Genomic DNA, 23,864 nt, shown 5'->3' on the forward strand with positions numbered 1-23,864 from the left:
ATGTGACGGCGCGCGAACGCTGAAGGCATACACGCCAGCGGGACGGGAGATCACCCCGCCCCGGACGAGCCTCAGTGCGCGGCGGCGAACTCGCGCACCACGGCGGCCAGCTTCGGATCCTGCATGGCCATGTGCATGGTGGCGCGCACCAGACCGGCCTTGTTGCCACAGTCGAAGCGCGTGCCTTCGAAGCGGTACGCCAGCACCTTGCCCTGCTCCTTCAGCAGAGCCTCGATCGCGTCGGTGAGCTGGATTTCGCCACCAGCCCCGGGCGTGGTCTGCTCCAGCAGCTCAAAGATGCGGCCCGGCAACACGTAGCGGCCCACCACCGCCAGGTTCGACGGCGCGTCGGCGGGTTTGGGCTTTTCTACCATGTGCCGGATGGCGGCGCTGCGCTCGTCGACCGGCGTGGCGTCGACGATGCCGTACTTGTCGGTCTCGTCGTGCGGGACTTCTTCCACGGCGATGACGCCTGCACTCTGTGACAGCGCCAGATCGGCCATTTGACCCAGCGCGCCGCGGCGCGCGCCGTTCCAGATCAGATCGTCCGGCAGGATCACGCCGAATGGCTCGTCGCCAACGACCGGCTTGGCACAAAGTACGGCGTGGCCGAGGCCGAGTGCTTCGGGCTGCGTCACGAAAATCGCACGCACATGCTTGGGCAGCGTGCCCTGCACCATCGCCAGCAGCTCCGCCTTGCCCTTTTCCTGCAGCTTGGCTTCCAGCTCGTAGGCCTTGTCGAAGTAGTCGGCAATGGCGTGCTTGTAGCGGTTGGTGACGAAGATCAGAGTATCCGCGCCGGCGTCCACCGCCTCGTCGACCGCGTACTGGATCAACGGACGATCGAGCACAGGCAGCATCTCCTTGGCCACCACCTTGGTGGCGGGCAGGAAACGCGTGCCGAGACCGGCAACGGGAAACACGACCTTGCGCAGCGGTTTGCTCACTTACTTCTCTCCTGTTTCCTGGCGACGAATCGACACCACATTGGCCGGCTGCGCCGTATCGCTCCAACGGAACGAGGGCAGCAGACTCGACACACAGCGGCGCAATTCTTCCTCATCGAATCGATCGACGGCCTCGGCCGCCTTGTTGATCGCAGCCTGCAACAGCTCCCACGCCACCTCGCGGTGTTGCGCGAGGAAGATCTTGGCGTGCGCGGTCGCGCTGTAGTTTTCCAGCGCGTGGAACAACTCCTCGAACAGCTTTTCGCCCGAACGCAGGCCGGTGTACACGATCGGGATCTCGGTGCCGGGCTTCTTACCAGCCAGCCGGATCATCTGCTCGGCGAGGTCGCGGATCTTCACCGGCTCGCCCATGTCCAGCGCGAAGATCTCGCCGCCCTTGCCCAGGCTGGACGCCTGCAGGATCAGCTGGCAGGCCTCCGGAATGGTCATGAAATAGCGCGACATTTCCGGATGGGTGACGGTCACCGGGCCACCGTCACGGATCTGCTGGCGGAACAACGGCACCACCGAGCCGGCCGAATCGAGCACATTGCCGAAACGCACGGTGATAAAGCGCGTTTGGGAGCGCGCGCTGAGGTTCTGGCACCAGATCTCGGCGATGCGCTTGCAGGCACCCATCACACTGGTGGGGTTGACCGCCTTGTCGGTGGAAATCAGAACGAAGCACTCCACAGCGTGTTCGTGCGCCATTTCGGCCACGTTGCGCGTGGCCAGTACGTTGTTGCGAAAGCCCGTACGCAGCTGGTTCTGTAACAGTGGCACGTGCTTGTATGCCGCAGCGTGAAAGACCACCTGGGGACGATGTTCGACAAACGCGTGGCTCATCGCCACGCGGTCACTGCAGTCAGCCAGCACGCCGTTGAGGATCAGCTCCGGGTAGTCGGCAGCGAGCTCCTTGGTGATGCGGTACAGGTTGTATTCGCTGTTCTCCACCACGGTGAGCGCCTGCGCACCGAGCCGCGCGATCTGCCGGCACAGCTCCGAGCCGATCGAGCCACCGCCACCGGTGACTAGCACCCGCCGCCCAGTGAGGTTCTCGCGGATGGCGGTCCAGTCCAGCTCCACCGCATCGCGTCCGAGTAGATCCTCGATCGCCACTTCCTTGATTTCGTTGAAGTGCGCGCGGCCAGCGACGACATCTTCCAGACGCGGCACGGTGCGGTACGGCAAGCCGGTGCTGTCACACAATTCGACCACCTGGCGCATCTGCGCCGTGGACGCGCCCGGCAGCGCGATCAGCAGCATTTCCACAGCCGTCTCGCGCGCTACATCCGGCAACTGATCCAGCGTGCCGAGCACGGGGTAACCGGCGATCTTGGCGCCGCGCAGATTGCCCTGGTCATCGACGAAGCCCACCACCGAATAGCGACTGTCTCGGCGCAGGTCGCGCAACAGCGCCTCACCGGCCCGGTCAGCGCCCACGATCAGCACCCGCTTGACCGCCTTCGATTCGAACAGGTCCAGCCGGCTGTCCTTCCAGAACCGGTAGACCAGGCGTGGAGCGCCAAGAAGGGTTGCCAGAACGACCGGGTAGAGCAAGAGGACCGAGCGAGGCACGCCGGCCAGCCGGTTATAAAGGAACAGCGCCAGCCCGATCGCCAACCCACCGAGCACCGCCGCGCGCAGGATATTCCAAAGATCAGGGAGGCTCGCGAAGCGCCAGACGCCCTTGTAGAGACCGGTCCAGCTGAACAACAGGCTCTGGACGGCCAGAACCAAGGGAAATTCGAGCGGCGCAAACGCCACGGCGACGTCCGGCATCAACGCGTAGCGCAGCGCTTTGGCCGCCCACCAGGCCAGAGCAGCCACAAAAAGATCGTGCAGGGCTACGGCTGCACGAGGATGGATCGCGGCGATGGTCTTGCGCACTGACATGTGATTCCTAAGCCGGCCGGCGACGCAGACAGCGCCGCTTCAACCTTGTCCATACCATGGCGGCCAATGCATAGGCTGCGATGCAAGGCCACCATCCCTTGTCTCCCTCGTGCCAGGAAAGCACCGCGAGCGGCGCGCACACGACGAGGTTCCACACCAGGTAACCCGTACCCACCTGCCGGTGCGTCGCCCCCTTGCGCACCAGCCACTGGTAAAGATGTTCGCGGTGCGCACTGTACCAGCGGCGACCGCGCCAGATCCTGACTGACAGCGTCAATCCCGCGTCAGTGAGAAACGCGGCGCACAACACGGCCAGCGGCCAGATCAGCGCCGCATGCTGCGACCACAGCAAGGCGCCCAGGGCAAACACCAGGAAACCGAGCGACCCGCTGCCCACGTCACCCATGAAGATGCGGGCCGGTGGCCGGTTGAAGATCCAGAAGCCCAGGCAGGCGAAGGTCACGACCAGCGCCGCGATGGCCAGCGACCACGCCGCCCGGTCTGCCGCGAGCACGGCCACCCCGGCGAACACGAGCATGGCCTGCTGCGCGAGCAGGCCGTCGATACCGTCCATGAAGTTGTGCACGTTGATGCTGCCAACGCCGGCGACGAGCAGCAACGGCAGCCACCAGGCCGGCGTTCCGGCTGCGACCAGCGCCGCCCCCAGCGCCAGTACCGCGAGCGACTGAACGGCCAGGCGAGGAACGACCGGCAGCGGCCGATGGTCGTCCCACCATCCGGTAGCCGCCACCAGCGCCAGCCCTATCCACAGCGCCACGGTCTCGGTGATCGACTGCGACGCCGGCAGCGCTGACAGGCACACCGGCAGCAGCGCCAGCGCCGCCACGACGATGCCGATCCCGCCACCGCGCGGCGTCGGGGTGCTGTGCGAGCGGCGCTGACCGGGCTGATCCAGCATGCCGCGCCGATGCGCATAGCCGATGGCTCCCCGCACGAGCCATGCCGACAGCAGGAACGACAACAAGGGGATCAGCAAGGCCAGCCCTGGCAAATTCGACACCATGCTATTCGTTGGCCACGCCATGAATCGGACGGATCGTGCTCCAGCTCTTGCAACTGGGGCACTGCCAATGGTGCGCCTTGGCGCCGAAGCCGCAGCGGCTGCAGCGGTACATCGCCTGGCCCTCCAGCAGCTTCTTGGTGAGGTCACGCAGGATCAGGAAGTTGTCCCGAGCCTCGCCCTGGATCTTGTCCATGGTGGCGTCGATCAGCGCCATCAGTCCGCGTACCGAAGGACGCTGACGCAACTGGCCGGTGAGGAAATCCACCGCGACCCGCTCGCCATCGCGCTGCTGATACAGGCGCGTCAGCGCCAGTACCGGCGAAATGCCGTGGTAGCGCGCGAGAATGTCCTGCAGGAAACGCTCCGCACGCTCCATCTGCTGGGTACAGGCGTAGCTGTTGAGCAGCGGCGGAAGAATCTCCGGAACGAAAGCGATGTCGGCCGCCACGGCGGCTTCGTAGGCGGCAATGGCCTCGGCGTGCTCCCCATGTTCGGCGTGCATGCGCCCGGTGAGCATAAAGGCACGCACGCAGTCGGGCTGGCACTCGAAGGCACGCTTCAAATAATCGGCCGCTTCCGTGCGTGCGCCGTGCTGGCGCGATCGCTCCGCCAGCTCGCAGTAGAACTGGGCCACCATGGCGGACTCATCCTCGCCCGTCATGGCCTCAAGCCGACGCGCGTGCTCAATGGCCTTGTGCCAGTCGCGTTCGTGCTGGTAGATCGCGATGAGGTGCCGCAGTGCCGACGGCGCATGTGCATCCATCGCCACAAGGTCGCAGAACAGGGTTTCGGCGCGATCGAGCAGGCCAGCTCGCATGTAGTCCTCGCCGAGCTCCAGCAGGGCCACGGTTTTCATCGCGTCGGAGAGCCCGGGGCGGGAGACCAGATGCTGATGCAGCCGAATTGCCCGATCGACCTCACCGCGCCGACGGAACAGGTTGCCCAGCGCCAGATGGGTTTCGACCGTATCGCGGTTGTATTCGGCCAGCTTGAGGAAGACCTCGATCGCCTTGTCCTGCTCCTCGTTGAGCAGGTAGTTCAGGCCGCGGAAATAATCGGAGGAAAGCTCGCTCACCTTGGCGCCAGAACGGCGCACGCCAGCCCTCCGTGCGGTCCACCAACCGCTGAAGAAGGCCACCGGCAGAAGCAACAACGCGTACAGCGGATTCATGAATGCTTCGGGGCCGGTTTGGACTCGGGTGAACGGCGTGAGGCCGCGCGCCAGCGCATGCCCCACCACGCGGTGATGCCGCCCAGCAGCCAGCCGATCAACAACGCTGCAAGCCATGCCGCGCCCTTGGGCAGGGTGAGACGGGTAAAGGCCAGGTCGTAGGTGACCAGATCGGCGTTGAGCGCACCCAGCACGATGCCGAGGGCGACGAAGACGAGCACGATGAGCAGGAAAAGCAGGCGCATCGCGTGACTTTACCCGATCACCCTGAAGCGGCACAGACGTCCGTCAGCGCGATTTCGTGCGCACAAAAAAGGCAGGACCGGCTCATCGCCGCCTGCCTCGATCCGGTACCTCAAAAAGCCCGCTCAGTCCTGCACCAGCTCCAGTTGCTGGTTGACCCGCTCGCGCAATTCCTTGCCGGGCTTGAAATGCGGAACATGCTTGCCGGGAAGCGCCACCGCCTCGCCCGTCTTGGGGTTGCGCCCCATGCGCGGCGGACGATAGTGCAAGGCAAAGCTGCCAAAACCACGGACCTCGATGCGCTCGCCGTTGGACAGGGCATGGCTCATCTGTTCGATGACACTCTTCACCGCCAGCTCGACGTCGCCGAACGCGAGGTGGGTCTGACGCCGTGCCAGCGCCTCAATCAATTCGGATTTGGTCATGGTCCCCAGTGTCCGTGACGTGAAACAGCGGGGCGGCCGTGAAGCCGCCCCGCGTCCTGCATGCCTGCCTGATGGCAGGGCTTTCAGTCAGCCTTGTTCAGCTGTTCCTGCAGCAGCGCGCCGAGCTTGGTGGTGCCGGTGCTGGCCGAACCGTAGTCCGCCATCAGATCCTGCACTTCCTCCTCGTCCTTCGCGCGGATCGAGAGCTGCAGCACGCGGCCCTTGCGATCCATGCCGGTGAACTTGGCTTCGACCTTGTCGCCCACCTTCAGGTGCTGGGTGGCGTCGTCGATGCGCTCCTTGGCGATGTCGTTGGCGCGCAGGTAACCCTCCACACCCTCGCCCAGATCGATCGTGGCGCCCTTCGCATCGACTTCCTTCACGGTGCCGTTGACGATGGTGCCGCGCGGATTGCTGGCCATGAACTGGCCGAACGGATCCTGCTCCATCTGCTTGATGCCGAGCGAGATGCGCTCGCGCTCCGGATCCACTGCCAGCACCACGGCCTCGATCTCGTCGCCCTTCTTGAAGTTGCGAACCAGATCCTCGCCCGACGCCTGCCAGGAGATGTCGGACAGGTGGACCAGGCCGTCGATGCCACCATCCAGGCCGATGAAGATGCCGAAGTCGGTGATCGACTTGATCTGACCGGACACCTTGTCGTTCTTCTTGTGCATGGCGGCGAACGCTTCCCACGGATTGGAACGCGTCTGCTTGATGCCCAGCGAGATGCGGCGACGCTCTTCATCCACGTCCAGCACCATCACTTCGGTCTCGTCGCCGACCTGCACCACCTTGGCCGGGTTGACGTTCTTGTTGGTCCAGTCCATCTCGGACACGTGGACCAGGCCTTCCACGCCCGGCTCGATCTCGACGAAGCAGCCGTAATCGGTGACGTTGGAGACCTTGCCGAACAGGCGGCTGCCGACCGGGTAACGGCGGGCGATCGCGACCCACGGATCGTCGCCCAGCTGCTTCAGGCCCAGCGAGACGCGGTTGCGCTCGCGGTCGTACTTGAGCACGCGCACGTCCAGCTCGTCGCCGACGTTGACCACTTCGGACGGGTGACGCACGCGCTTCCACGCCATGTCGGTGATGTGCAGCAGGCCGTCGATGCCGCCCAGGTCCACGAACGCGCCGTAGTCGGTGAGGTTCTTGACCGTGCCCTTGACCACCGCGCCCTCGGTCAGGCGCTCAAGCAGCTTCTCGCGCTCCTCGGAGAACTCGGTCTCGACGACGGCGCGGCGGCTGACCACCACGTTGTTGCGCTTGCGGTCGAGCTTGATGATCTTGAACTCGAGTTCCTTGCCCTCGAGGTAGACCGGGTCGCGCACCGGGCGCACGTCGACCAGCGAGCCCGGCAGGAACGCGCGGACATCCTTGATGTCGACGGTGAAACCGCCCTTGACCTTGCCCGAGATCATGCCGGTGATGGTCTCTTCCTTGTCGAACGCCTGCTCCAGGTCGTCCCACACCATCGAACGCTTGGCCTTCTCGCGCGACAGCTTGGTCTCGCCGAAACCGTCTTCCAGTGCGTCGAGGGCAACCTTCACCTCGTCGCCCACCTGCACTTCCAACTCGCCCTTTTCGTCCTTGAACTGCTCGATCGGGACGATGCCTTCGCTCTTCAGGCCCGCGTTGATCACCACAACGTCGTTGCGGATCTCCACCACGATGCCAGTGACGATGGCGCCCGGCTTGAGCTTGGAAATGGCCTGCTGGCTCTGTTCAAACAGCTCGGCAAAACTTTCAGTCATGTTGATTCCAGAAATGAGAAAGGTCGTGGCCCCGTGCGCGCCGTCGGATGTAATGCGCAAGGAACAACTCGACCCACCGGTTGTGGGTGATTCGGGGAACATCCCCTTGCCACCGTTGACCAAAACCCCATGCCGCGGCAGGGGCGCTGAAGCCGCCGATCGACCGGGTTACGGTCGAACGACGGCAAGTACTTTGGCGACGACGTCGGCGATCGGCATGCCGGTGGTGTCCACCAGAACCGCATCGGCGGCGGGCTTGAGCGGCGCGACCGCTCGCGAGGCGTCGCGGGCGTCACGCGCTTCAATTTCGCGCTGCAGGCCGGAAAGTGTAACGCTGAGCCCCTTTTCCTTCAACTGCTTATAGCGTCTTTTCGCCCGTTCGGCAGCGCTGGCAGTGAGGAACACCTTGTGCGCGGCGTCGGGGAAGATCACGGTGCCCATGTCGCGCCCGTCGGCGACCAGTCCCGGCGCCTTGCGGAAGCCCAACTGGAGGTCGACAAGTGCCTGACGCACCGAGGGAATCGAGGCGATCGCGGAGGCTGCCGCCCCGGCCGTTTCGGTACGCAGTTCGTCGGTTGCGTCGTGCCCATTCACCAGCACCCGGGTGTCATGACCATCCTCGGAGGGCTGGAAGCGGATCCGGGTGGACTGGGCGCAGCGCGTGACCGCCTCCACATCGGACAGATCCAGCCCCGCGGCGCCGGCCGCATAACCCACCGCGCGGTACAGCGCACCCGAGTCGAGCAAGCGCCAGCCCAGTTGCTCGGCCACCAGCCGGCTGATGGTGCCCTTGCCCGATCCCGACGGCCCGTCGATGGTGAGTACGGGCACGGTGACTGAGCGGCTCATGGCGGTTTCCTGCGGGCAATCAAACGCGCATGGTAACGCGTTGACCCCCACCAGGGTGCGTGCTATCAAGCCGCGCACGGCCCGATCCGGGCCCCGGGGCAAGCCATCCATGAGCGATCTGCAGCACGCGTTCGAGCAAGCCGCCGAGGACATCAAGCGGCTCGGCACGCGTCCGGACAACGACACGCTGCTCAAGCTCTACGCCCTGTTCAAGCAGGGCTCCGACGGTGACGTGCAGGGGCCGCAACCGGGCTTTTTCGACTTCGTCGGCACCGCCAAATACGAGGCCTGGGCGCAACTGCGCGGCGTCGATCGCGACGAGGCCCAGCGCCGTTACATCGCCTTGGTCGAACAACTGCTGGCCTGAAGTGCATCGGGCCGGCGCTTGCTTTTGAGCGCCGCATGCAGGCAGATTCATACGATCGTTTGATCGGATCGCCACCCATGCCCTACCCGCACCTGCTGGCCCCTCTCGACCTGGGCCACGTGACCCTGCCCAACCGCGTGCTGATGGGCTCGATGCATACCGGCCTGGAAGATCGCGCCGCGGATTTCGACAAGCTCGCCGCCTACTTCGCCGAGCGTGCGCGCGGCGGCGTCGGGCTGATGGTGACCGGAGGCATCGCGCCCAGCATCGAGGGCTGGCTCAAGCCGTTCGGCGGACGCCTGTCGATGCCGTGGCACGTCGCGCGCCATCGCAAGGTCACCCATGCCGTGCACGCCGAGGGCGGGCATATCTGCATGCAGATCCTGCACGCGGGCCGCTACGGCTATCACCCGCTGTCGGTGGCGCCCTCGAAGATCAAGTCGCCGATCACGCCGTTCACGCCCCGCGCCCTATCCGCACGCGGCGTCGAGCGCACTATCGGTAACTTCGTGCGCTGCGCGACCTTGGCCCGCGAGGCGGGCTACGACGGCGTGGAAGTGATGGGCTCGGAGGGCTACCTGATCAACCAGTTCATCGCCGAACGCACCAACCACCGCAAGGACGCCTGGGGCGGTGATGCGGCACGGCGGATGCGTCTGGCGATCGAGATCGTGCGCCGCACGCGCGAAGCCGTGGGGCCGGACTTTCTGCTGATCTACCGGCTGTCGATGCTCGACCTGGTCGAACAGGGCCAGGACTGGGGCGAGATCGTCGCGCTGGCCAAGGCCATCGAAGCGGCCGGCGCGAGCCTGATCAACACCGGCATCGGCTGGCACGAAGCACGCGTTCCCACCATCGTGACCTCGGTGCCGCGCGGCGCCTTCGCCTGGGTGACCCAGCGCCTGAAGAGCGAGATCCGGATTCCGCTGATCACCACCAACCGCATCAACATGCCCGAGGTGGCCGAGCAGATCATCGCCAGCGGCCAGGCGGACATGATCTCCATGGCCCGGCCGCTGCTCGCCGATCCGCAGTGGGTACGTAAGGCCGCGACCGCTCGCGCCGACCGGATCAACACCTGCATCGCCTGCAACCAGGCTTGCCTGGATCACGTGTTCCAGAACAAGCGCGCCAGCTGCCTGGTCAACCCCCGCGCCTGCCACGAAACCGAGCTGACGATCCAGCCCGCCCGACAGACCAAGCGCATCGCCGTGGTCGGCGCCGGACCGGCCGGCATGGCCTGCGCCGCCACGCTCGCCGAACGCGGCCACGCGGTCACGCTGTTCGATCAGGCCAGCCAGATCGGCGGACAGTTCAACTACGCCAAGCGGATCCCGGGCAAGGAGGAGTTCCACGAGACGCTGCGCTACTTCACGCACCGGCTGGACGATAGCGGCGTCACGCTGGCGCTGGACACCCGCGCAGACGCGCCGCTTCTTACTTCCGGGCAGTTCGACGAAGTGGTGCTGGCCACCGGCATCACGCCGCGCAAGGTGCACTTTCCCGGCAGCGAGGATCCGCGCGTGCTCAGCTATCTCGACGTCCTCGCCCATGACCATCCGGTCGGTGCACGGGTGGCGATCATCGGCGCGGGCGGCATCGGTTTCGACGTGGCGGAATACCTGGTCGAATCAACCCCGGCACCGAGCACTGACATCCCGCGCTGGAGCCGCGAATGGGGCGTGGACATGACCCTGGCGCATCGCGGCGGCCTGGTGCCGCCACAGCCGGAGTCGCCGGCCCGGCAGGTGTGGCTGCTGCAGCGGAGCGAAGGCCGCCCCGGCGCGCGTCTGAACAAGACCACCGGCTGGGTCCATCGGGCCACGCTCAAGTCCCGGCAGGTCCAAATGCTCGGCGGCGTCAGCTACGAACGCTTCGACGACGAGGGACTGCATGTGCGCATCGACGGCGCCACCAGGGTGCTGACCGTGGATCACGTGGTGGTCTGCGCCGGCCAGGAACCCAACCGCAGCCTGCTCGACGCGCTGAGCGCTGCAGGCATGCCGACACACGTCATTGGCGGAGCGGACGTCGCCGCCGAGCTGGATGCCAAGCGCGCCATCGATCAGGGCACGCGGCTGGCGGCGCGCCTGTAACAGCCACGAAGTGCGCTGGGAAAACCAGTCGCACTTCGGGCGGTCCAGAAAAGAAAGCGCCCCGCGGGGCGACGCGTCGACAGAGGCTCAGGGGGGGAGAAGCCAAGAGTCGCGGGGATAGCGTCGCTGCGGGGCGGGGCCGCGTCGCCTGGGGGAGGGGAAGGCGACGGACAAGCGGAAGTCTAGGCTCGCCGCTTAGTTGCATCCAATATATATTTCTCGAGTAACTTATCTGGTTTACATATATGTTCGACTTTCGCCAGCTGCGCTACTACGTGGCGGTCTGCGAGGAGCTCAGCTTCACGCGGGCGGCACGGCGGCTGCACTTGTCGCAGCCCCCGCTATCGCAGCAGATCCAGGCGCTGGAACAGGATCTGGGCGTGCGGTTGCTGGAGCGCACCAAGCGTTCGGTCGCACTCACCGAGCCGGGGCGGATCTTTCTCGATCATGCCCGGCAGATCCTGGCCAAAGCCGATGAGGCGCGCACCCAGGTGGCGGCGGCAGCGGCCGGCCACAGCGGCCAGCTACGCCTCGCCTACACCGTGTCGGTGTCGTTCCACCCTTCCCTGCCGCGGGTGCTGCTGCGGTACGGGCAGGTGGCGCCCAATGTGCGCGTCGAGCTGTGCGAGCTCTACACCGAACCACAGTTCGAAGCGCTGCTGGATGGCCAGATCGACGTCGGTTTCGTTCGCGACGAGCCGCAGCGATCGATCGATGCCAGGGCGTTGCGGATGACCGTGCTCGATCGCGAGCCGCTGCTGCTCGCCCTGCCCTCCGGCCATCCGCTGTCCGGGCGCAGCAGCCTGCGCATGGACGAGGTGGCCAGGGAATCGTTCGTCGCCCAGCCGCGTGAGGTGGCTGCCACGCTGTACGACCGACTGGTTCTGCTGGCGAACAAGGCCGGCTTCCAGCCCCAAGTGCGCCGTCATGCCCAGCAGGTCAACGGCATGCTGGCCATGGTGGCGGCCGGCCTGGGGCTCGCGCTGGTGCCGGCGACCATGCGTACGGTCCGCCTGGCCGGCCTGAGCTACGTGCCGGTGGAGGACCCGGATGCCTACATGTTGCTGGCGGTCGCCAGCCGGGCCAACGATGACTCGCCTGCGCTGGCCCAGTTCCTGTCCGTGGTCACCGAAACGACCGTTACGGGCGGCTTGTGATGACCGCGCAGCCCGGTTACACTTGTTGACTTGAATTTTTCGTTTGGTATCAGGAGCTGGCCGTGAAGGTGCTTTCCTCTTTGAAGTCCGCCAAGTCGCGGCACCGTGACTGCAAGGTTGTGCGCCGTCGCGGCAAGGTGTTCGTGATCTGCAAGAGCAACCCGCGTTTCAAGGCTCGTCAGCGCTGATCGATCAGCCCGACGCGTCGCACGAAAAAGGCCGCGCAAGCGGCCTTTTTTGTTGCCCGGCATCCCGCCAGGCGCCGGGTTTCCACCCTCCCGCGGCCCCCGGAGGCACCGCGGGAGGATGCGTCATCAGGCGTAGCGCACCGCGATGATCTCGTAGTGCTTCACGCCATTGGGTGCCGTGAACTCGAAGCTGTCGCCGGCGCTCTTGCCGATCAACGCGCGGGCGATCGGCGAAGAGACGGCGATCAGGCGCTTCTTGATGTCGGCTTCCAGGTCACCGACGATCTGGTAAGTCACCGCCTCGCCGCTGTCCTCGTCCTCCAGATCGACGGTGGCACCGAACACCACGCGGTTGCCGGCGCCGAGCTTGGTGATGTCGATCACCTCGGCGGTGGACAGCGCCGCTTCCAGCTCGCCGATGCGTCCTTCGATAAAGCTCTGCTGTTCACGGGCAGCGTGGTACTCGGCGTTTTCCTTCAGGTCGCCGTGTGCGCGCGCCTCGGCAATGGCCGCAATGATCTTCGGGCGGTCCTCGGACTTCAGCCGATCCAGTTCGGTACGCAGGCGCTCGGCGCCCGCCTTGGTCATGGGTGCACGGCTCATGCGTTCAACTCCCTGTGCAGTTCCTGCAGGCTGTGCACCTCGCCGCCGCCATGGAAATCCAGCGAGTGGACGAGCGCGCGCGCGCCTGCAACGGTGGTGGAATACGTGACGCGATGCTGCAGCGCCTCGCGCCGGATCGAGAACGAATCGGCAATCGCCTGCTTGCCCTCGGTCGTATTGACGATGTAGACGATCTCGCCGTTCTTGATCAGGTCGACGATGTGCGGCCGGCCCTCGAGCACCTTGTTGATGCGCTCGCACGGCACGCCATGTTCGATCAGGAACGCCGCCGTGCCGGCCGTGGCGACCAGGCTGAAACCGCGGTTGATCACGTCCTGCGCCACCGGCAGTAGGCGATCCTTGTCGGCATCGCGCACCGACACGAACACCTTGCCCTTGGGCGGCGTCTTGATGCCGGCGGCATCATGGCCACGCGCAAAGGCGGCGCCGAAGCTGCGTCCCACGCCCATCACCTCGCCCGTGGAGCGCATCTCCGGGCCGAGGATCGGATCGACGTTCTGGAACTTCAGGAACGGGAAGATCGCCTCCTTCACCGAGTAGTACGAAGGAATCACCTCACGCGTGGCGCCCTGGTCGGCCAGCGAACGGCCGGCCATGCAGCGCGCCGCGATCTTGGCCAGCGGTACGCCGATCGCCTTGGAGACGAACGGCACCGTGCGCGACGCGCGCGGGTTCACCTCGAGGATGAACACGGTGTCGCCCTGAATCGCGAACTGCGTGTTCATCAGGCCGATGACCTTGAGCTCCTTGGCCATCGCGGTGACCTGCCGACGCATCTCGTTCTGGATCTCGCCGGAGAGCGAGTACGGCGGCAGCGAGCAGGACGAATCGCCCGAATGCACGCCAGCCTCCTCGATGTGCTCCATGATGCCGCCGATCAGCACGTTGCCCTCGGCGTCGGCGATGATGTCCACATCCACCTCGACCGCATGGTCGAGGAAGCGGTCCAACAGCACCGGCGAATCGTTGGAAACCTGCACCGCCTCGCGGATGTAACGGCTCAGGTCCGCATCGTCGTAGACCACTTCCATCGCGCGCCCGCCGAGCACGTAGCTGGGGCGCACCACCAGCGGATAACCGATCTCGCGTGCCAGCGCGAGCGCCTCGTCGGCGTTGCGCGCGGTGCGGTTCGGTGGCTGGCGCAGGCCGATCTTCTCGATCATCTGCTGGAAGCGCTCGCGGTCTTCGGCCAGGTCGATCGAGTCCGGCGAGGTGCCGATGATCGGCGCACCGGCTGCCTCCAGCGCGCGCGCAAGCTTCAGCGGGGTCTGGCCGCCGTACTGCACGATCACGCCCTTGGGCTGCTCCAGATCGACGATCTCCAGCACGTCTTCCAGCGTCAGCGGCTCGAAGTACAGGCGGTCGGAGGTGTCGTAGTCAGTGGAGACGGTCTCCGGGTTGCAGTTGACCATGATGGTTTCATAGCCATCCTCGCGCAGGGCGAGCGCGGCATGCACGCAGCAGTAGTCGAACTCGATGCCCTGGCCGATGCGGTTGGGACCGCCGCCGAGCACGATGATCTTCTGGCGATCGGTCGGTGCCGCCTCGCACTCTTCCTCGTAGGTCGAATACATGTAGGCGGTGGTGGTGGCGAACTCCGCCGCACAGGAATCCACGCGCTTGTACACCGGACGCACGCCCAGCGTGCGGCGCAGATGGCGCACGGCGGCCTCGTCGGTACCCACCAGCTCGGCCAGGCGCGCGTCGGAGAAACCCATGCGCTTGAGCGCGCGCATCCGCGGCTGGTCCAGTGCGGTGATGCCCTGCGCCCGCACCTCGCCCTCGGTCAGCACGATGTCTTCGAACGCCGCCAGGAACCAGGGATCGACGCGGCTGAGCGCGTGCACTTCTTCCAGCGTCATGCCGGCGCGGAACGCATCGGCCAGGTGAAACACGCGGTCCGGGCGCGGCTCGCGCAGCTCGCGCTTGAGCGCGGCCACGCCATCGTCGGTGCTGATGTCCAGACCGGTCGGATTGAGCCCGTTCTTGCCGATCTCCAGGCCGCGCAGCGCCTTCTGCAGCGACTCGTGGAAGCTGCGGCCGATCGCCATTACCTCACCCACCGACTTCATCTGCGTGGTCAGGCGGGCATCGGCCGAGGGGAACTTCTCGAACGCGAAGCGCGGGATCTTGGTGACCACGTAGTCGATGGTCGGCTCGAACGACGCCGGGGTCAGGCCGCCGGTGATGTCGTTCTTGAGCTCGTCCAGCGTGTAGCCCACGGCGAGCTTGGCGGCGATCTTGGCGATCGGGAAGCCGGTGGCCTTGGAAGCCAGCGCGGACGAGCGCGACACGCGCGGATTCATCTCGATCACCACCACGCGGCCGTTCTCGGCGTTGATGCCGAACTGCACGTTGGAGCCGCCGGTGTCCACACCGATCTTGCGCAGCACGGCGATCGAGGCGTCGCGCAGGCGCTGGTATTCCTTGTCGGTAAGCGTCTGCGCCGGCGCCACGGTGATCGAGTCGCCGGTGTGCACGCCCATCGGATCGAGGTTCTCGATCGAGCACACGATGATGCAGTTGTCCGCCTTGTCGCGGACCACTTCCATCTCGAATTCCTTCCAGCCCAGCACCGACTCTTCCACCAGCACTTCATGCACTGGCGAGAGCTCCAGACCGCGCTTGACGATCTCCTCGAACTCCTCGACGTTGTAGGCAATGCCGCCACCGGACCCGCCCAGCGTGAAACTCGGCCGGATGATGGTCGGGAAGCCGACGGTGGACTGGATCTCCACCGCCTGCTCGTAGCTCTTGGCGACCGCGGCCTTCGGGCACTCCAGACCGATCTCGGCCATCGCCACGCGGAACAGCTCGCGGTCTTCGGCCATGCGGATCGCCTCGCGCGAGGCGCCGATCAGCTCGACGTTGTACTTCTCCAGCACGCCATGATCGGCGAGGTCCAGCGCGCAGTTCAGGCCGGTCTGGCCGCCCATAGTGGGCAGCACCGCATCCGGGCGCTCCTTGGCGATGATGCGCTCCACCGTCTGCCAGTTGATCGGCTCGATGTACACCGCATCGGCGGTGTCCGGGTCGGTCATGATCGTGGCCGGATTGGAGTTCACCAGGATCACCCGGTAACCCTCTTCCTTCAGCGCCTTGCATGCCTGGGCGCCGGAGTAGTCGAACTCACAGGCCTGGCCAATCACGATCGGGCCGGCGCCAATGATGAGGATGGACTTGATATCGGTACGCTTGGCCATCTCAGCGGGCCTCCTGCATCAGGGCGGCAAATCGATCGAACAGGTAACCGATGTCGTGCGGTCCGGGGCTCGCCTCGGGATGGCCCTGGAAGCAGAACGCCGGGCGGTCGGTCAGGGCAAACCCCTGCAGCGAACCGTCGAACAGCGAACTGTGGGTGACGCGCACGTTGGCCGGGAGCGTCGCCGGGTCCACCGCAAAACCATGGTTCTGGCTGGTGATCAGCACCCGGCCGTCGTCGTGGTCCTTCACCGGGTGATTCGCGCCGTGGTGGCCGAACTTCATCTTCAGCGTCTTCGCGCCCAGCGCCAGGCCCATGATCTGGTGGCCCAGGCAGATACCGAACAGCGGCAGCTTCGCATCGAGCAGCTCGCGCGTGGCGGCAACGGCGTAATCGCAGGCGGCCGGATCACCGGGGCCGTTGGAGAGGAACACACCATCGGGCCGCATCGCCAGCACCTCGGCCGCGGGCGTCTGCGCCGGCACCACGGTAATGTCGCAGCCTTGCTCGGCCAGCAGGCGCAGGATGTTCTGCTTTACGCCGAAGTCGTAGGCCACGACCTTGAAGCGCTTCTCCGGGTGGTTGAAGGCCGTGCGATCGAGGTCGTAGACACCTTCGTTCCACTCGTAGTGTTTGGTGGTGCTGACGACCTTGGCCAGGTCCATGCCGTTGAGGCCGGGGAACGAGCGGGCGGCGGCGATTGCCGCGTCCGCATCGACCGACTCACCGGCCACGATGCAGCCGCCGAGCGCACCCTTGTCGCGCAGGATGCGCGTCAGGCGGCGCGTGTCGATGCCGGCGATCGCCACGATGCCGTGGCGCTTGAGGTAATCGGGCAGGCTCTCGCTGCTGCGCCAGTTGCTTGCGCGACGCGGCACGTCGCGCACGATCAGGCCGGCGGCGTGCACGGCGGTGGATTCGGCATCATCGGTGTTGCAGCCGGTGTTGCCGATGTGCGGATAGGTCAGCGTGACCAACTGCCGCGCGTAGGAGGGATCGGTGAGGATTTCCTGGTAACCGGTCATGGCGGTGTTGAACACCACCTCGCCGACCGTCTGTCCGGTGGCGCCCACGGCGTGGCCGTGGAAAACGCTGCCGTCCTCGAGAGCAAGCAGAGCAGGAATAAGCATGGGGAAGGCCGCCTTTAGGTGCAGCAAAGCCCGCAAGCCGCAGTGAAGCTGGCTTGTGGACCTTAGGTCGTGGATGGGTCTGGGCGGAACGAAATGATAGGCTCCGCGGCCCTTGCTGTCCACCGATCGCAGATGAACGCCCGCCCGGCGAAGGTACGCCGGGGCCTTGCGCCCAGCGCTACACTGCGCCGCTGCCTGATGGAGATTTTCCGGCCATGAACGCTGTCGTCCTGCTCGATCCCGCCCGCCTCGACAGACCAGATACGGAGGTTCGCCACGAGCCGTTTCCGTTCATGATCGCGCATGGCCAGCTGCCGGACGACGCCCGCAGCGATCTCGAACGGGACTTCCCGCGCTATTCCAGCGCCGGCTTCTTCCCGTACGACCCGGCCGACTGCGGCCCCTCGGTGAACACCCTGGTGGAACACCTCACGGCACCGGAGTTCGCCCGCGCCGTGGGCAAGCGCCTGGGCATCGAGAACCTCGGCCAGTACCCGACCCTGGTCACGCTGTGCCGCTCGTTGAACAAGCGCCACGGCACCATCCATACCGACAGCCGCTCGAAGGTGGCCACCGCCCTGCTCTACCTCAACGCGCAGTGGCCGGACACCAGCGATGGCTGCCTGCGGTTCCTGCATCGCATCGACAACATCGACGATGTCGTCGTGCCCGAGCTCAAGCCGCTGTTCGGCGAGTTTGCCGTCTTCAAGCGCTGCGAGAACTCGTTCCACGGCCACCTGCCTTATGAGGGCGAGCGGCGGGTGATCCAGGTGGCGTGGCTGACCAGCGAAGAGGAAAAGCTGCGCAAGACCAAGCGCGGCAAGTTCTCACGCGCCTTCAAGAAGCTGTTCGGCAAGCTCGATACCCGCCTCGGCGCCGGCCGCGCGCGCGACGCCTCCCATCGGGACTGACGCCGCTCAGCGTCCGCTGCGTTCGGCCAGCATCGCGTCCAGGCCATACGCGCCGGCCGGCTGGCCGGCCAGCCAGTACGCCGCCTCGATCGCGCCGCGGGCGAAGATCGATCGGTCGGTCGCCCGATGTGACAGCTCCAACCGTTCGCCCTGCCCGATCAACATGGCCGTGTGCTCACCGACGATGTCGCCGCCGCGCACTACGGCAAAGCCGATCGACCCGGGCTGGCGTGGACCGGTGCGGCCCTCGCGGGCGTAGACGGCCTGCGCCTCCAGCGTGGTTCCGCGCGCCGCCGCCGCGGCCTCGCCAAGCAGCAACGCCGTACCCGAGGGCGCATCTTCCTTGCGCCCGTGGTGGGCCTCGACGATCTCCAGATCCCACTCGGCCAGCGCCGCTGACGCCTCCCGCAACAGCCGCGCCAGCACGGCCACGCCGAGACTGAAGTTGGCCGAACGCAACAGCGGGATGCGTGCGGCAGACGACGCGAGGCGCGCGCCGAGATCCTCGCCGTAACCGGTGGTGCCGACGACCAGTGCCACTCCGTGCGCCTCGCAGTGCGCCAGCGCAGAAGCGAGGCCCTCCGGACCACTGAAATCGATCACCACGTCCAACGGCTGGATCGCCGACCAATCGTGGCTGAAACACAGCTGGCTGCCGTGGGCTACCGGCGCGCCCATTTCCGGCGCATCCGGCGCGGTGATGGCCGCCACCAGGGCAAAGCGCCGGTCGCGGCGCAGCAGCTCCAGCAGCGCCCGTCCCATGCGGCCGGTGGCGCCGTTGACGGCGACGCGAACGATCTCACCCATGTATCCATCCCCTTCTACGGAACCATTGCGCCGGCATCATGCCGGACAACGTTGCAGCGCGTGTGTCAGGAGGTGACGCGCGACCAGAACTGCTTGACGCCGTCGACCCAGTTCTTGGCCTGCGGCATGTGCTTCTCCGCCGCGCCACCGGCGAAGGTGGCTTCGAGCTGTTCGAACAACTCCTTCTGCTCGCGCGTCAGGCGCACCGGCGTCTCCACCACCACGCGGCAGATCAGGTCCCCGTGCCGGCCGCTGCGCACCGACTTCACGCCACGCCCGCGCAAGCGCAGCTGATGGCCGGTTTGCGTCTCCGGCGGGATGGTGATTTCCACCTCGCCCTCCAGCGTGGGCACCGGCAACTGCGCGCCCAGCGCCGCCTGCGAGAAGCGGATTGGCACCTCGCAATACAGGTCGTTGCCGTCGCGCTGGAAGATCACGTGCTCGCGCACCCGCACTTCCACGTAGAGATCACCCGACTCGGCGCCAGCCGGACCGGCCTCACCTTGCCCGGCCAGGCGGATGCGGTCGCCGTTGTCGACGCCCGCGGGAATACGTACGGCCAGCTTGCGCGTTTCTTCCAGGCGCCCCTCACCATGGCAGTGCTTGCAGGGCTTCTCGATGGTCTGGCCGCTGCCGCCGCAGTGCGGGCAGGCCTGCTGGATCGAGAAGATGCCGTTCTGCATGCGTACCCGGCCGTGGCCGCGGCAGGTGCGGCACTGCACGGTCTTGCCATCGGCCGAACCGGACCCGTTGCAGTGGTGGCAGTTCACCTGGGTCGGGATCTCGATGGTGCGTTCGATACCGAACACCGCCTCTTCGAGGTCCAGCTCCATGATGTAGCGCAGGTCGGCACCACGGCGCGGACGCCCGCGCCCGCCACCGCCGCCGAAGATGTCGCCAAAGATGTCGCCGAAGATGTCGCCCATGTCGCCGAAGCCGGCGCCGCCGCGACCGCCCATGCCGGCCTCGAACGCGGCGTGGCCGTGCTGGTCGTACATGGCGCGCTTCTGTGCGTCGGAGAGCACCTCGTAGGCCTCCTTGGCCTCCTTGAATTTCTCCTGGGCCGCGGGATCGTCCGGGCAGCGATCAGGGTGGTACTTCATCGCCAGCCGGCGGAACGACTTCTTCAGTTCCACCTCGGTGACGCTGCGCTCCACGCCCAGCACTTCGTAGTAGTCACGCTTGCTCATTCAGATACCCACAACCTCGATAACGCCCCTGCATCAGGCCCGCGGACCTGCCTGCCCCACTCAAGCAAACAGCCCGCGCCGGCTTGCGGCTCCGGCGCGGGCTGTCGCGTATCGGCTGCACCGATCGCCGATGCTTACTTCTTGTCGCCGTCCTTGACCTCGGTGAACTCGGCGTCCACCACGTCATCGGGCTGAGCCGAGCCACCGCCCGGGGCCGACTGCGCACCGGCATCGCCACCGGCGGACTGCGCCGCCGCGTAGAGCGCCTGCGCGGCCTGCTCGAGCTTCTCGACCTTGGCCTCGATGGCAGCCTTGTCGTCGCCGTCCTTCACCTTCTCCAGGTCGGACAGCGCGCCCTCGATCGTCGACAGCTGGTCGGCCGGGATCTTGCCGCCGTGCTCCTTCAGCGCGGTGCGGGTGGCGTGCACCAGCTGGTCGGCCTTGTTGCGGGTGGCGACGAGCTCGTGGAACTTCTTGTCTTCTTCCTTGTTCGCTTCGGCGTCCGCGACCATCCGGGCGATCTCCTCCTCGGACAAGCCCGAGCCAGCCTTGATCTCGATCTTCTGCTCCTTGCCGGTCTTCTTGTCCTTCGCCGACACGTGCAGGATGCCGTTGGCGTCAATGTCGAAGGTGACCTCGATCTGCGGCATGCCGCGCGGCGCCGGCTCGATGCCCTGCAGGTCGAACTTGCCCAGCGACTTGTTCGCGCTGGCGCGCTCGCGCTCACCCTGCAGCACGTGCACGGTCACCGCGGTCTGGTTGTCGTCGGCGGTGGAGAAGGTCTGCGAGGCCTTGGTCGGCACCGTGGTGTTCTTCTCGATCAGCTTGGTCATCACGCCGCCCATCGTCTCAATACCCAGCGACAGCGGGGTGACGTCGAGCAGCAGCACGTCCTTCACCGAACCGCCCAGCACGCCGCCCTGGATCGCCGCGCCCACGGCGACGGCCTCGTCCGGGTTGACGTCCTTGCGCGGCTCCTTGCCGAAGAAGTCCTTCACCGACTCCTGCACCTTGGGCATGCGGGTCTGTCCACCGACGAGGATCACCTCGTTGATGTCCGACACGCGCAGGCCGGCGTCATTCAGCGCGGTGCGGCACGGCTCGATGGTGCGCTTGACCAGATCCTCGACCAGCGCCTCGAGCTTGGCGCGGGTGAGCTTGATGTTCAGGTGCTTCGGACCGGAGGCATCGGCGGTCACGTACGGCAGGTTGACCTCGGTCTGGTGGCTGGAGGACAGCTCGATCTTGGCCCGCTCGGCGGCGTCCTTCAGGCGCTGCAGGGCCAGCGGATCCTTGCGCAGGTCGATGCCCTGATCCTTCTGGAACTCCTCGATCAGGTAGTCGATGACGCGCATGTCGAAATCTTCGCCACCGAGGAAGGTGTCGCCATTGGTGGCCAGCACCTCGAACTGCTTCTCACCGTCGACCTCGGCGATCTCGATGATCGACACGTCGAAGGTGCCGCCGCCCAGGTCGTACACCGCGATCTTGCGATCGCCGCCCTTCTTGTCGAGCCCATAGGCAAGCGCGGCCGCGGTCGGCTCGTTAATGATGCGCTTGACTTCCAGACCGGCGATCTTGCCGGCGTCCTTGGTCGCCTGGCGCTGGCTGTCGTTGAAGTACGCCGGCACCGTAATCACTGCCTCGGTGATCGTCTCGCCGAGGTAGTCCTCAGCGGTCTTCTTCATCTTCATCAGCACCTTGGCCGAGATCTCCTGCGGCGCCATCTTCTTGCCGTCGGAGGTCTGCACCCAGGCGTCGCCGTTGTCGTGCGCCACGATGCCGTAGGGCACGATGTGGAGATCCTTCTGCACCTCGGCATCGGTGAACTTGCGGCCGATCAGGCGCTTCACCGCGTAGAAGGTGTTCTTCGGGTTGGTCACGCTCTGGCGCTTGGCCGAGGCGCCCACCAGCACTTCGCCGTCCTTGTTGAAGGCGACGATGGACGGCGTGGTGCGATCGCCTTCCGAGTTCTCGATGACCTTGACCGATGTACCGTCCATCACGGCGACGCAGGAGTTGGTCGTACCCAGGTCGATGCCGATGATCTTGCCCATGTCTATGCTCCGAATTTCTTGAGCGGCCCCCGCGGCCGCGAACTGGTTGTCAGAATGGGGCCCGGCCTGGGCGATTCAATGCCGGCGGACCCTGAGGTTTGGTGTGCGTTGCCGTCGATCGCGCGGTCAGTCCTGCGCCACGGCGACCAGGGCCGGTCGCAGCAGGCGGTCGTTGAGCACGTAGCCCTTCTGCAGCACGCTGACCACGGTGCCCGGCGCCTGGCCCGGCGCTGCGACCATGCTCACGGCGTGATGCCGCTCCGGATCGAGTGGCTGGCCGACCGGATCGACCTGCACCATGCCGTTGCTCTCGGCCACCTTGAGCAGGGCCTTCAGCGTGAGGCTGATGCCCTCACGGATCGCCGCGACGTCGCCGCCTTCCACCGCCAGACCGCGCTCCAGGCTGTCGTACACCGGCAGCAGGTCGTTGAGCAGTTTCTCATTGGCGAACCGGCGCGCCTGATCCAGATCCCGCTGCAGGCGGCGGCGCTGGTTTTCCAGGTCCGCCCGCTCGCGCAGCATCGTCTCGCGCAACTCGGTATTGCTGGCCTCCAGCTCGGCGATGCGCGCCTGCAAGCTGGCCGCCACGTCGCCGGAAGTGCCTTCCTGCGACTGAGCATGTTCCTGGCCCCGTTCCGGCGCCTGCGGATCGTTGTTCTGCATACATCCACTCCAACAGAAAACCCGGGCCGGCAAGGTTTGCCGACCATCGATATGCGCGGGGAATCCCGCCTCCCGCGGCGGTTATAGGGTCGTTGCCGCCCGATTCAAGGCGTCGCTGAGCAATCCGGCCGTGGCCTGCACCACGGGAATGACCCGTTCGTAGGCCATCCGGGTCGGGCCGATCACGCCGATCGCTCCCAGCACCCTGCCCTGCGCGCCGTAGCTCGCCGTGACCACGCTGCAGCCGTCCAGCGCGGTAAAGCCCGATTCTTCGCCAATGAACAGGCGCACGCCCGGAGCCCGGGCGCACACCTCCATCAGCTGGAGCAGTTCGTTCTTTTTCTGGAAGGCCTCGAACAGCTCGCGCAGGCGGTCCAGATCCGCCAGCTCGGAGTACGCCATGAGGTTGGTCTGGCCGCTGACCAGCACGTCCTCCCCCTCGGCGTGCGGCGCGAACGAGGCTGCAGCCAGCTCCACCGAGCTGGCCAGCAGGCGGTTGAGCTCACTGCCGGCCTCGCGGATCTCGCGCAGCAGGTGGGCGCGGATGTCATCCAGCCGCAGCCCGGCAAAGTGGGTGTTGAGATAGTTGGCCGCCTGCTCCAGCTCACGCGTGTCCAGCGGCTTGGCCAGCCGGATGATGCGGTTCTGCACCTGGTTGTCGGAGAACACCAGCACTACCAGCACCTGGGCGTCCGGCAGCGCCACGAAATCGATGTGACGAAGGGGAAAGTCGCCCTGTCGCGGCACGCTGACCACGCCGGCGAAGTGCGTCATCGCAGACAGCAGCGAGGACACGTTGCCAAGCAGATCCCGAGTGGTCGAGGGTTGCGGCGGCAGCTCCAGCTTGAGCCGCGCCATGTCGTCGCGGGCCAGCGGCTGCAGTTCGATCAGGCTGTCGACGAACAGGCGCAGGCCGCGCGGTGTGGGAATGCGCCCGGCCGAGGTATGTGGCGATACCACCAGCCCGGCCTCTTCCAGATCGGCCATGATGTTGCGGATGGTGGCCGGGCTCACGTCCAGCCCGGAAGAGCGCGACAACGTACGCGAGCCCACCGGTTCGCCATCGGCCAGGTACTGCGCGATAAGCGTGCGCAGCAGGCGACGGGCGCGTGCATCGAGTTCGTGACCGTGGAGAAGAGGCATGCGCTGTGGCAATCCGT

The 23,864-nt window shown here is 66.2% G+C and carries 21 protein-coding genes; 5 read left to right on the forward strand and 16 right to left on the reverse strand.

Translation table 11 applies throughout. The annotated features are described in order from the left end of the window. Positions 1 to 71: 71 nt before the first annotated feature. The 8 genes from galU to cmk all read right to left on the reverse strand — a co-directional run bounded on the left by galU (position 72) and on the right by cmk (position 8,312). On the reverse strand, positions 72 to 947 hold the full coding sequence (galU, locus tag ACQVBX_RS06445; RefSeq protein WP_431637260.1) for a UTP--glucose-1-phosphate uridylyltransferase GalU: 876 nt from the start codon (positions 945 to 947) through the stop codon (positions 72 to 74). After that, positions 948 to 2,843, reverse strand: a complete 1,896-nt coding sequence (locus ACQVBX_RS06450) for a polysaccharide biosynthesis protein (RefSeq protein WP_431637262.1) — start codon at positions 2,841 to 2,843, stop codon at positions 948 to 950. It abuts the gene before it with no gap. Positions 2,844 to 2,850: 7 nt separating this feature from the next. Continuing rightward, complete coding sequence (locus ACQVBX_RS06455; RefSeq protein ID WP_431637264.1) at positions 2,851 to 3,867, reverse strand: MraY family glycosyltransferase; 1,017 nt, start codon at positions 3,865 to 3,867, stop codon at positions 2,851 to 2,853. A 1-nt stretch (position 3,868) separates the two neighbouring features. Next, positions 3,869 to 5,038, reverse strand: coding sequence for a lipopolysaccharide assembly protein LapB (gene lapB / locus ACQVBX_RS06460; RefSeq protein WP_431637265.1), 1,170 nt, complete (start codon positions 5,036 to 5,038; stop codon positions 3,869 to 3,871). Then, on the reverse strand, positions 5,035 to 5,283 hold the full coding sequence (locus ACQVBX_RS06465; RefSeq protein WP_431637267.1) for a LapA family protein: 249 nt from the start codon (positions 5,281 to 5,283) through the stop codon (positions 5,035 to 5,037). The genes lapB and ACQVBX_RS06465 overlap by 4 nt, the downstream gene beginning before the upstream one ends. A 123-nt stretch (positions 5,284 to 5,406) precedes the next feature. Then, the gene (locus ACQVBX_RS06470; protein ID WP_431637268.1) at positions 5,407 to 5,706 is read right to left on the reverse strand and encodes an integration host factor subunit beta; all 300 of its coding nucleotides are present in this window, start codon (positions 5,704 to 5,706) and stop codon (positions 5,407 to 5,409) included. Positions 5,707 to 5,789: 83 nt separating this feature from the next. Further along, positions 5,790 to 7,463, reverse strand: a complete 1,674-nt coding sequence (gene rpsA / locus ACQVBX_RS06475; RefSeq protein WP_404635356.1) for a 30S ribosomal protein S1 — start codon at positions 7,461 to 7,463, stop codon at positions 5,790 to 5,792. A 168-nt stretch (positions 7,464 to 7,631) separates the two neighbouring features. After that, positions 7,632 to 8,312 carry a (d)CMP kinase gene (cmk, locus tag ACQVBX_RS06480; RefSeq protein ID WP_431637270.1) on the reverse strand — a complete coding sequence of 227 codons (681 nt, stop codon included), beginning with the start codon at positions 8,310 to 8,312 and terminating at the stop codon, positions 7,632 to 7,634. 109 nt (positions 8,313 to 8,421) lie between these two features. On the opposite strand from cmk, the gene ACQVBX_RS06485 reads away from it, so the two are divergent. The 4 genes from ACQVBX_RS06485 (at position 8,422) to ykgO (ending at position 12,120) form a co-directional block, all read left to right on the forward strand. After that, a complete protein-coding gene (locus ACQVBX_RS06485) occupies positions 8,422 to 8,679 on the forward strand; it encodes an acyl-CoA-binding protein (protein ID WP_431637271.1) in 258 nt (85 codons plus the stop codon). Between the two features lie 77 nt (positions 8,680 to 8,756). Further along, on the forward strand, positions 8,757 to 10,775 hold the full coding sequence (locus ACQVBX_RS06490; RefSeq protein ID WP_431637272.1) for an FAD-dependent oxidoreductase: 2,019 nt from the start codon (positions 8,757 to 8,759) through the stop codon (positions 10,773 to 10,775). A gap of 245 nt (positions 10,776 to 11,020) precedes the next feature. Next, complete coding sequence (locus tag ACQVBX_RS06495) at positions 11,021 to 11,932, forward strand: LysR family transcriptional regulator (protein ID WP_431637274.1); 912 nt, start codon at positions 11,021 to 11,023, stop codon at positions 11,930 to 11,932. 62 nt (positions 11,933 to 11,994) lie between these two features. Further along, positions 11,995 to 12,120, forward strand: a complete 126-nt coding sequence (gene ykgO, locus ACQVBX_RS06500; RefSeq protein WP_029213509.1) for a type B 50S ribosomal protein L36 — start codon at positions 11,995 to 11,997, stop codon at positions 12,118 to 12,120. A 126-nt stretch (positions 12,121 to 12,246) separates the two neighbouring features. On the opposite strand, the gene greA is transcribed toward ykgO, so the two are convergent. The 3 genes from greA to carA are packed head-to-tail and all read right to left on the reverse strand — an operon-like array spanning position 12,247 to position 17,076. After that, entirely contained in the window at positions 12,247 to 12,723 is a 477-nt protein-coding gene (greA, locus tag ACQVBX_RS06505) for a transcription elongation factor GreA (RefSeq protein ID WP_431637277.1), read from the reverse strand. Further along, entirely contained in the window at positions 12,720 to 15,947 is a 3,228-nt protein-coding gene (carB, locus tag ACQVBX_RS06510) for a carbamoyl-phosphate synthase large subunit (protein ID WP_431637278.1), read from the reverse strand. Before carB ends, greA begins: the two co-directional genes overlap by 4 nt. A gap of 1 nt (position 15,948) precedes the next feature. Next, positions 15,949 to 17,076, reverse strand: coding sequence for a glutamine-hydrolyzing carbamoyl-phosphate synthase small subunit (gene carA / locus ACQVBX_RS06515; RefSeq protein ID WP_431637279.1), 1,128 nt, complete (start codon positions 17,074 to 17,076; stop codon positions 15,949 to 15,951). Between the two features lie 215 nt (positions 17,077 to 17,291). On the opposite strand from carA, the gene ACQVBX_RS06520 reads away from it, so the two are divergent. Further along, on the forward strand, positions 17,292 to 17,987 hold the full coding sequence (locus tag ACQVBX_RS06520; RefSeq protein ID WP_431637281.1) for a 2OG-Fe(II) oxygenase: 696 nt from the start codon (positions 17,292 to 17,294) through the stop codon (positions 17,985 to 17,987). Positions 17,988 to 17,993: 6 nt separating this feature from the next. Here the strand turns inward: ACQVBX_RS06520 and dapB are convergent, their stop codons facing one another. The 5 genes from dapB to hrcA all read right to left on the reverse strand — a co-directional run bounded on the left by dapB (position 17,994) and on the right by hrcA (position 23,847). Beyond that, positions 17,994 to 18,794: a 4-hydroxy-tetrahydrodipicolinate reductase gene (dapB, locus tag ACQVBX_RS06525; protein WP_431637282.1), complete on the reverse strand. Its 801-nt coding sequence runs from the start codon at positions 18,792 to 18,794 to the stop codon at positions 17,994 to 17,996. A 65-nt stretch (positions 18,795 to 18,859) separates the two neighbouring features. Then, positions 18,860 to 19,984 (reverse strand): molecular chaperone DnaJ, encoded by a 1,125-nt coding sequence (gene dnaJ, locus ACQVBX_RS06530; RefSeq protein WP_431637283.1) that lies wholly within the window; start codon positions 19,982 to 19,984, stop codon positions 18,860 to 18,862. Between the two features lie 134 nt (positions 19,985 to 20,118). Then, complete coding sequence (dnaK, locus tag ACQVBX_RS06535; protein WP_431637286.1) at positions 20,119 to 22,041, reverse strand: molecular chaperone DnaK; 1,923 nt, start codon at positions 22,039 to 22,041, stop codon at positions 20,119 to 20,121. 126 nt (positions 22,042 to 22,167) lie between these two features. After that, complete coding sequence (gene grpE, locus ACQVBX_RS06540) at positions 22,168 to 22,704, reverse strand: nucleotide exchange factor GrpE (protein ID WP_431637287.1); 537 nt, start codon at positions 22,702 to 22,704, stop codon at positions 22,168 to 22,170. 81 nt (positions 22,705 to 22,785) lie between these two features. Further along, positions 22,786 to 23,847, reverse strand: coding sequence for a heat-inducible transcriptional repressor HrcA (hrcA, locus tag ACQVBX_RS06545; RefSeq protein WP_431637288.1), 1,062 nt, complete (start codon positions 23,845 to 23,847; stop codon positions 22,786 to 22,788). Positions 23,848 to 23,864 lie beyond the last annotated feature (17 nt).

This window comes from Dyella thailandensis, assembly GCF_050749815.1.
Classification (GTDB): domain Bacteria; phylum Pseudomonadota; class Gammaproteobacteria; order Xanthomonadales; family Rhodanobacteraceae; genus Dyella_A.

Bases quoted from the DNA above. Each gene is read 5' to 3' on its own strand.
- ACQVBX_RS06450 (WP_431637262.1), bottom strand. From the start codon at position 2,843: ATGTCAGTGCGCAAGACCATCGCCGCGATCCATCCTCGTGCAGCCGTA.
- ACQVBX_RS06455 (WP_431637264.1), bottom strand. From the start codon at position 3,867: ATGGTGTCGAATTTGCCAGGGCTGGCCTTGCTGATCCCCTTGTTGTCG.
- lapB (WP_431637265.1), bottom strand. From the start codon at position 5,038: ATGAATCCGCTGTACGCGTTGTTGCTTCTGCCGGTGGCCTTCTTCAGC.
- ACQVBX_RS06465 (WP_431637267.1), bottom strand. From the start codon at position 5,283: ATGCGCCTGCTTTTCCTGCTCATCGTGCTCGTCTTCGTCGCCCTCGGC.
- ACQVBX_RS06470 (WP_431637268.1), bottom strand. From the start codon at position 5,706: ATGACCAAATCCGAATTGATTGAGGCGCTGGCACGGCGTCAGACCCAC.
- rpsA (WP_404635356.1), bottom strand. From the start codon at position 7,463: ATGACTGAAAGTTTTGCCGAGCTGTTTGAACAGAGCCAGCAGGCCATT.
- cmk (WP_431637270.1), bottom strand. From the start codon at position 8,312: ATGAGCCGCTCAGTCACCGTGCCCGTACTCACCATCGACGGGCCGTCG.
- ACQVBX_RS06485 (WP_431637271.1), top strand. From the start codon at position 8,422: ATGAGCGATCTGCAGCACGCGTTCGAGCAAGCCGCCGAGGACATCAAG.
- ACQVBX_RS06490 (WP_431637272.1), top strand. From the start codon at position 8,757: ATGCCCTACCCGCACCTGCTGGCCCCTCTCGACCTGGGCCACGTGACC.
- ACQVBX_RS06495 (WP_431637274.1), top strand. From the start codon at position 11,021: ATGTTCGACTTTCGCCAGCTGCGCTACTACGTGGCGGTCTGCGAGGAG.
- greA (WP_431637277.1), bottom strand. From the start codon at position 12,723: ATGAGCCGTGCACCCATGACCAAGGCGGGCGCCGAGCGCCTGCGTACC.
- carB (WP_431637278.1), bottom strand. From the start codon at position 15,947: ATGGCCAAGCGTACCGATATCAAGTCCATCCTCATCATTGGCGCCGGC.
- carA (WP_431637279.1), bottom strand. From the start codon at position 17,076: ATGCTTATTCCTGCTCTGCTTGCTCTCGAGGACGGCAGCGTTTTCCAC.
- ACQVBX_RS06520 (WP_431637281.1), top strand. From the start codon at position 17,292: ATGAACGCTGTCGTCCTGCTCGATCCCGCCCGCCTCGACAGACCAGAT.
- dapB (WP_431637282.1), bottom strand. From the start codon at position 18,794: ATGGGTGAGATCGTTCGCGTCGCCGTCAACGGCGCCACCGGCCGCATG.
- dnaJ (WP_431637283.1), bottom strand. From the start codon at position 19,984: ATGAGCAAGCGTGACTACTACGAAGTGCTGGGCGTGGAGCGCAGCGTC.
- dnaK (WP_431637286.1), bottom strand. From the start codon at position 22,041: ATGGGCAAGATCATCGGCATCGACCTGGGTACGACCAACTCCTGCGTC.
- grpE (WP_431637287.1), bottom strand. From the start codon at position 22,704: ATGCAGAACAACGATCCGCAGGCGCCGGAACGGGGCCAGGAACATGCT.
- hrcA (WP_431637288.1), bottom strand. From the start codon at position 23,847: ATGCCTCTTCTCCACGGTCACGAACTCGATGCACGCGCCCGTCGCCTG.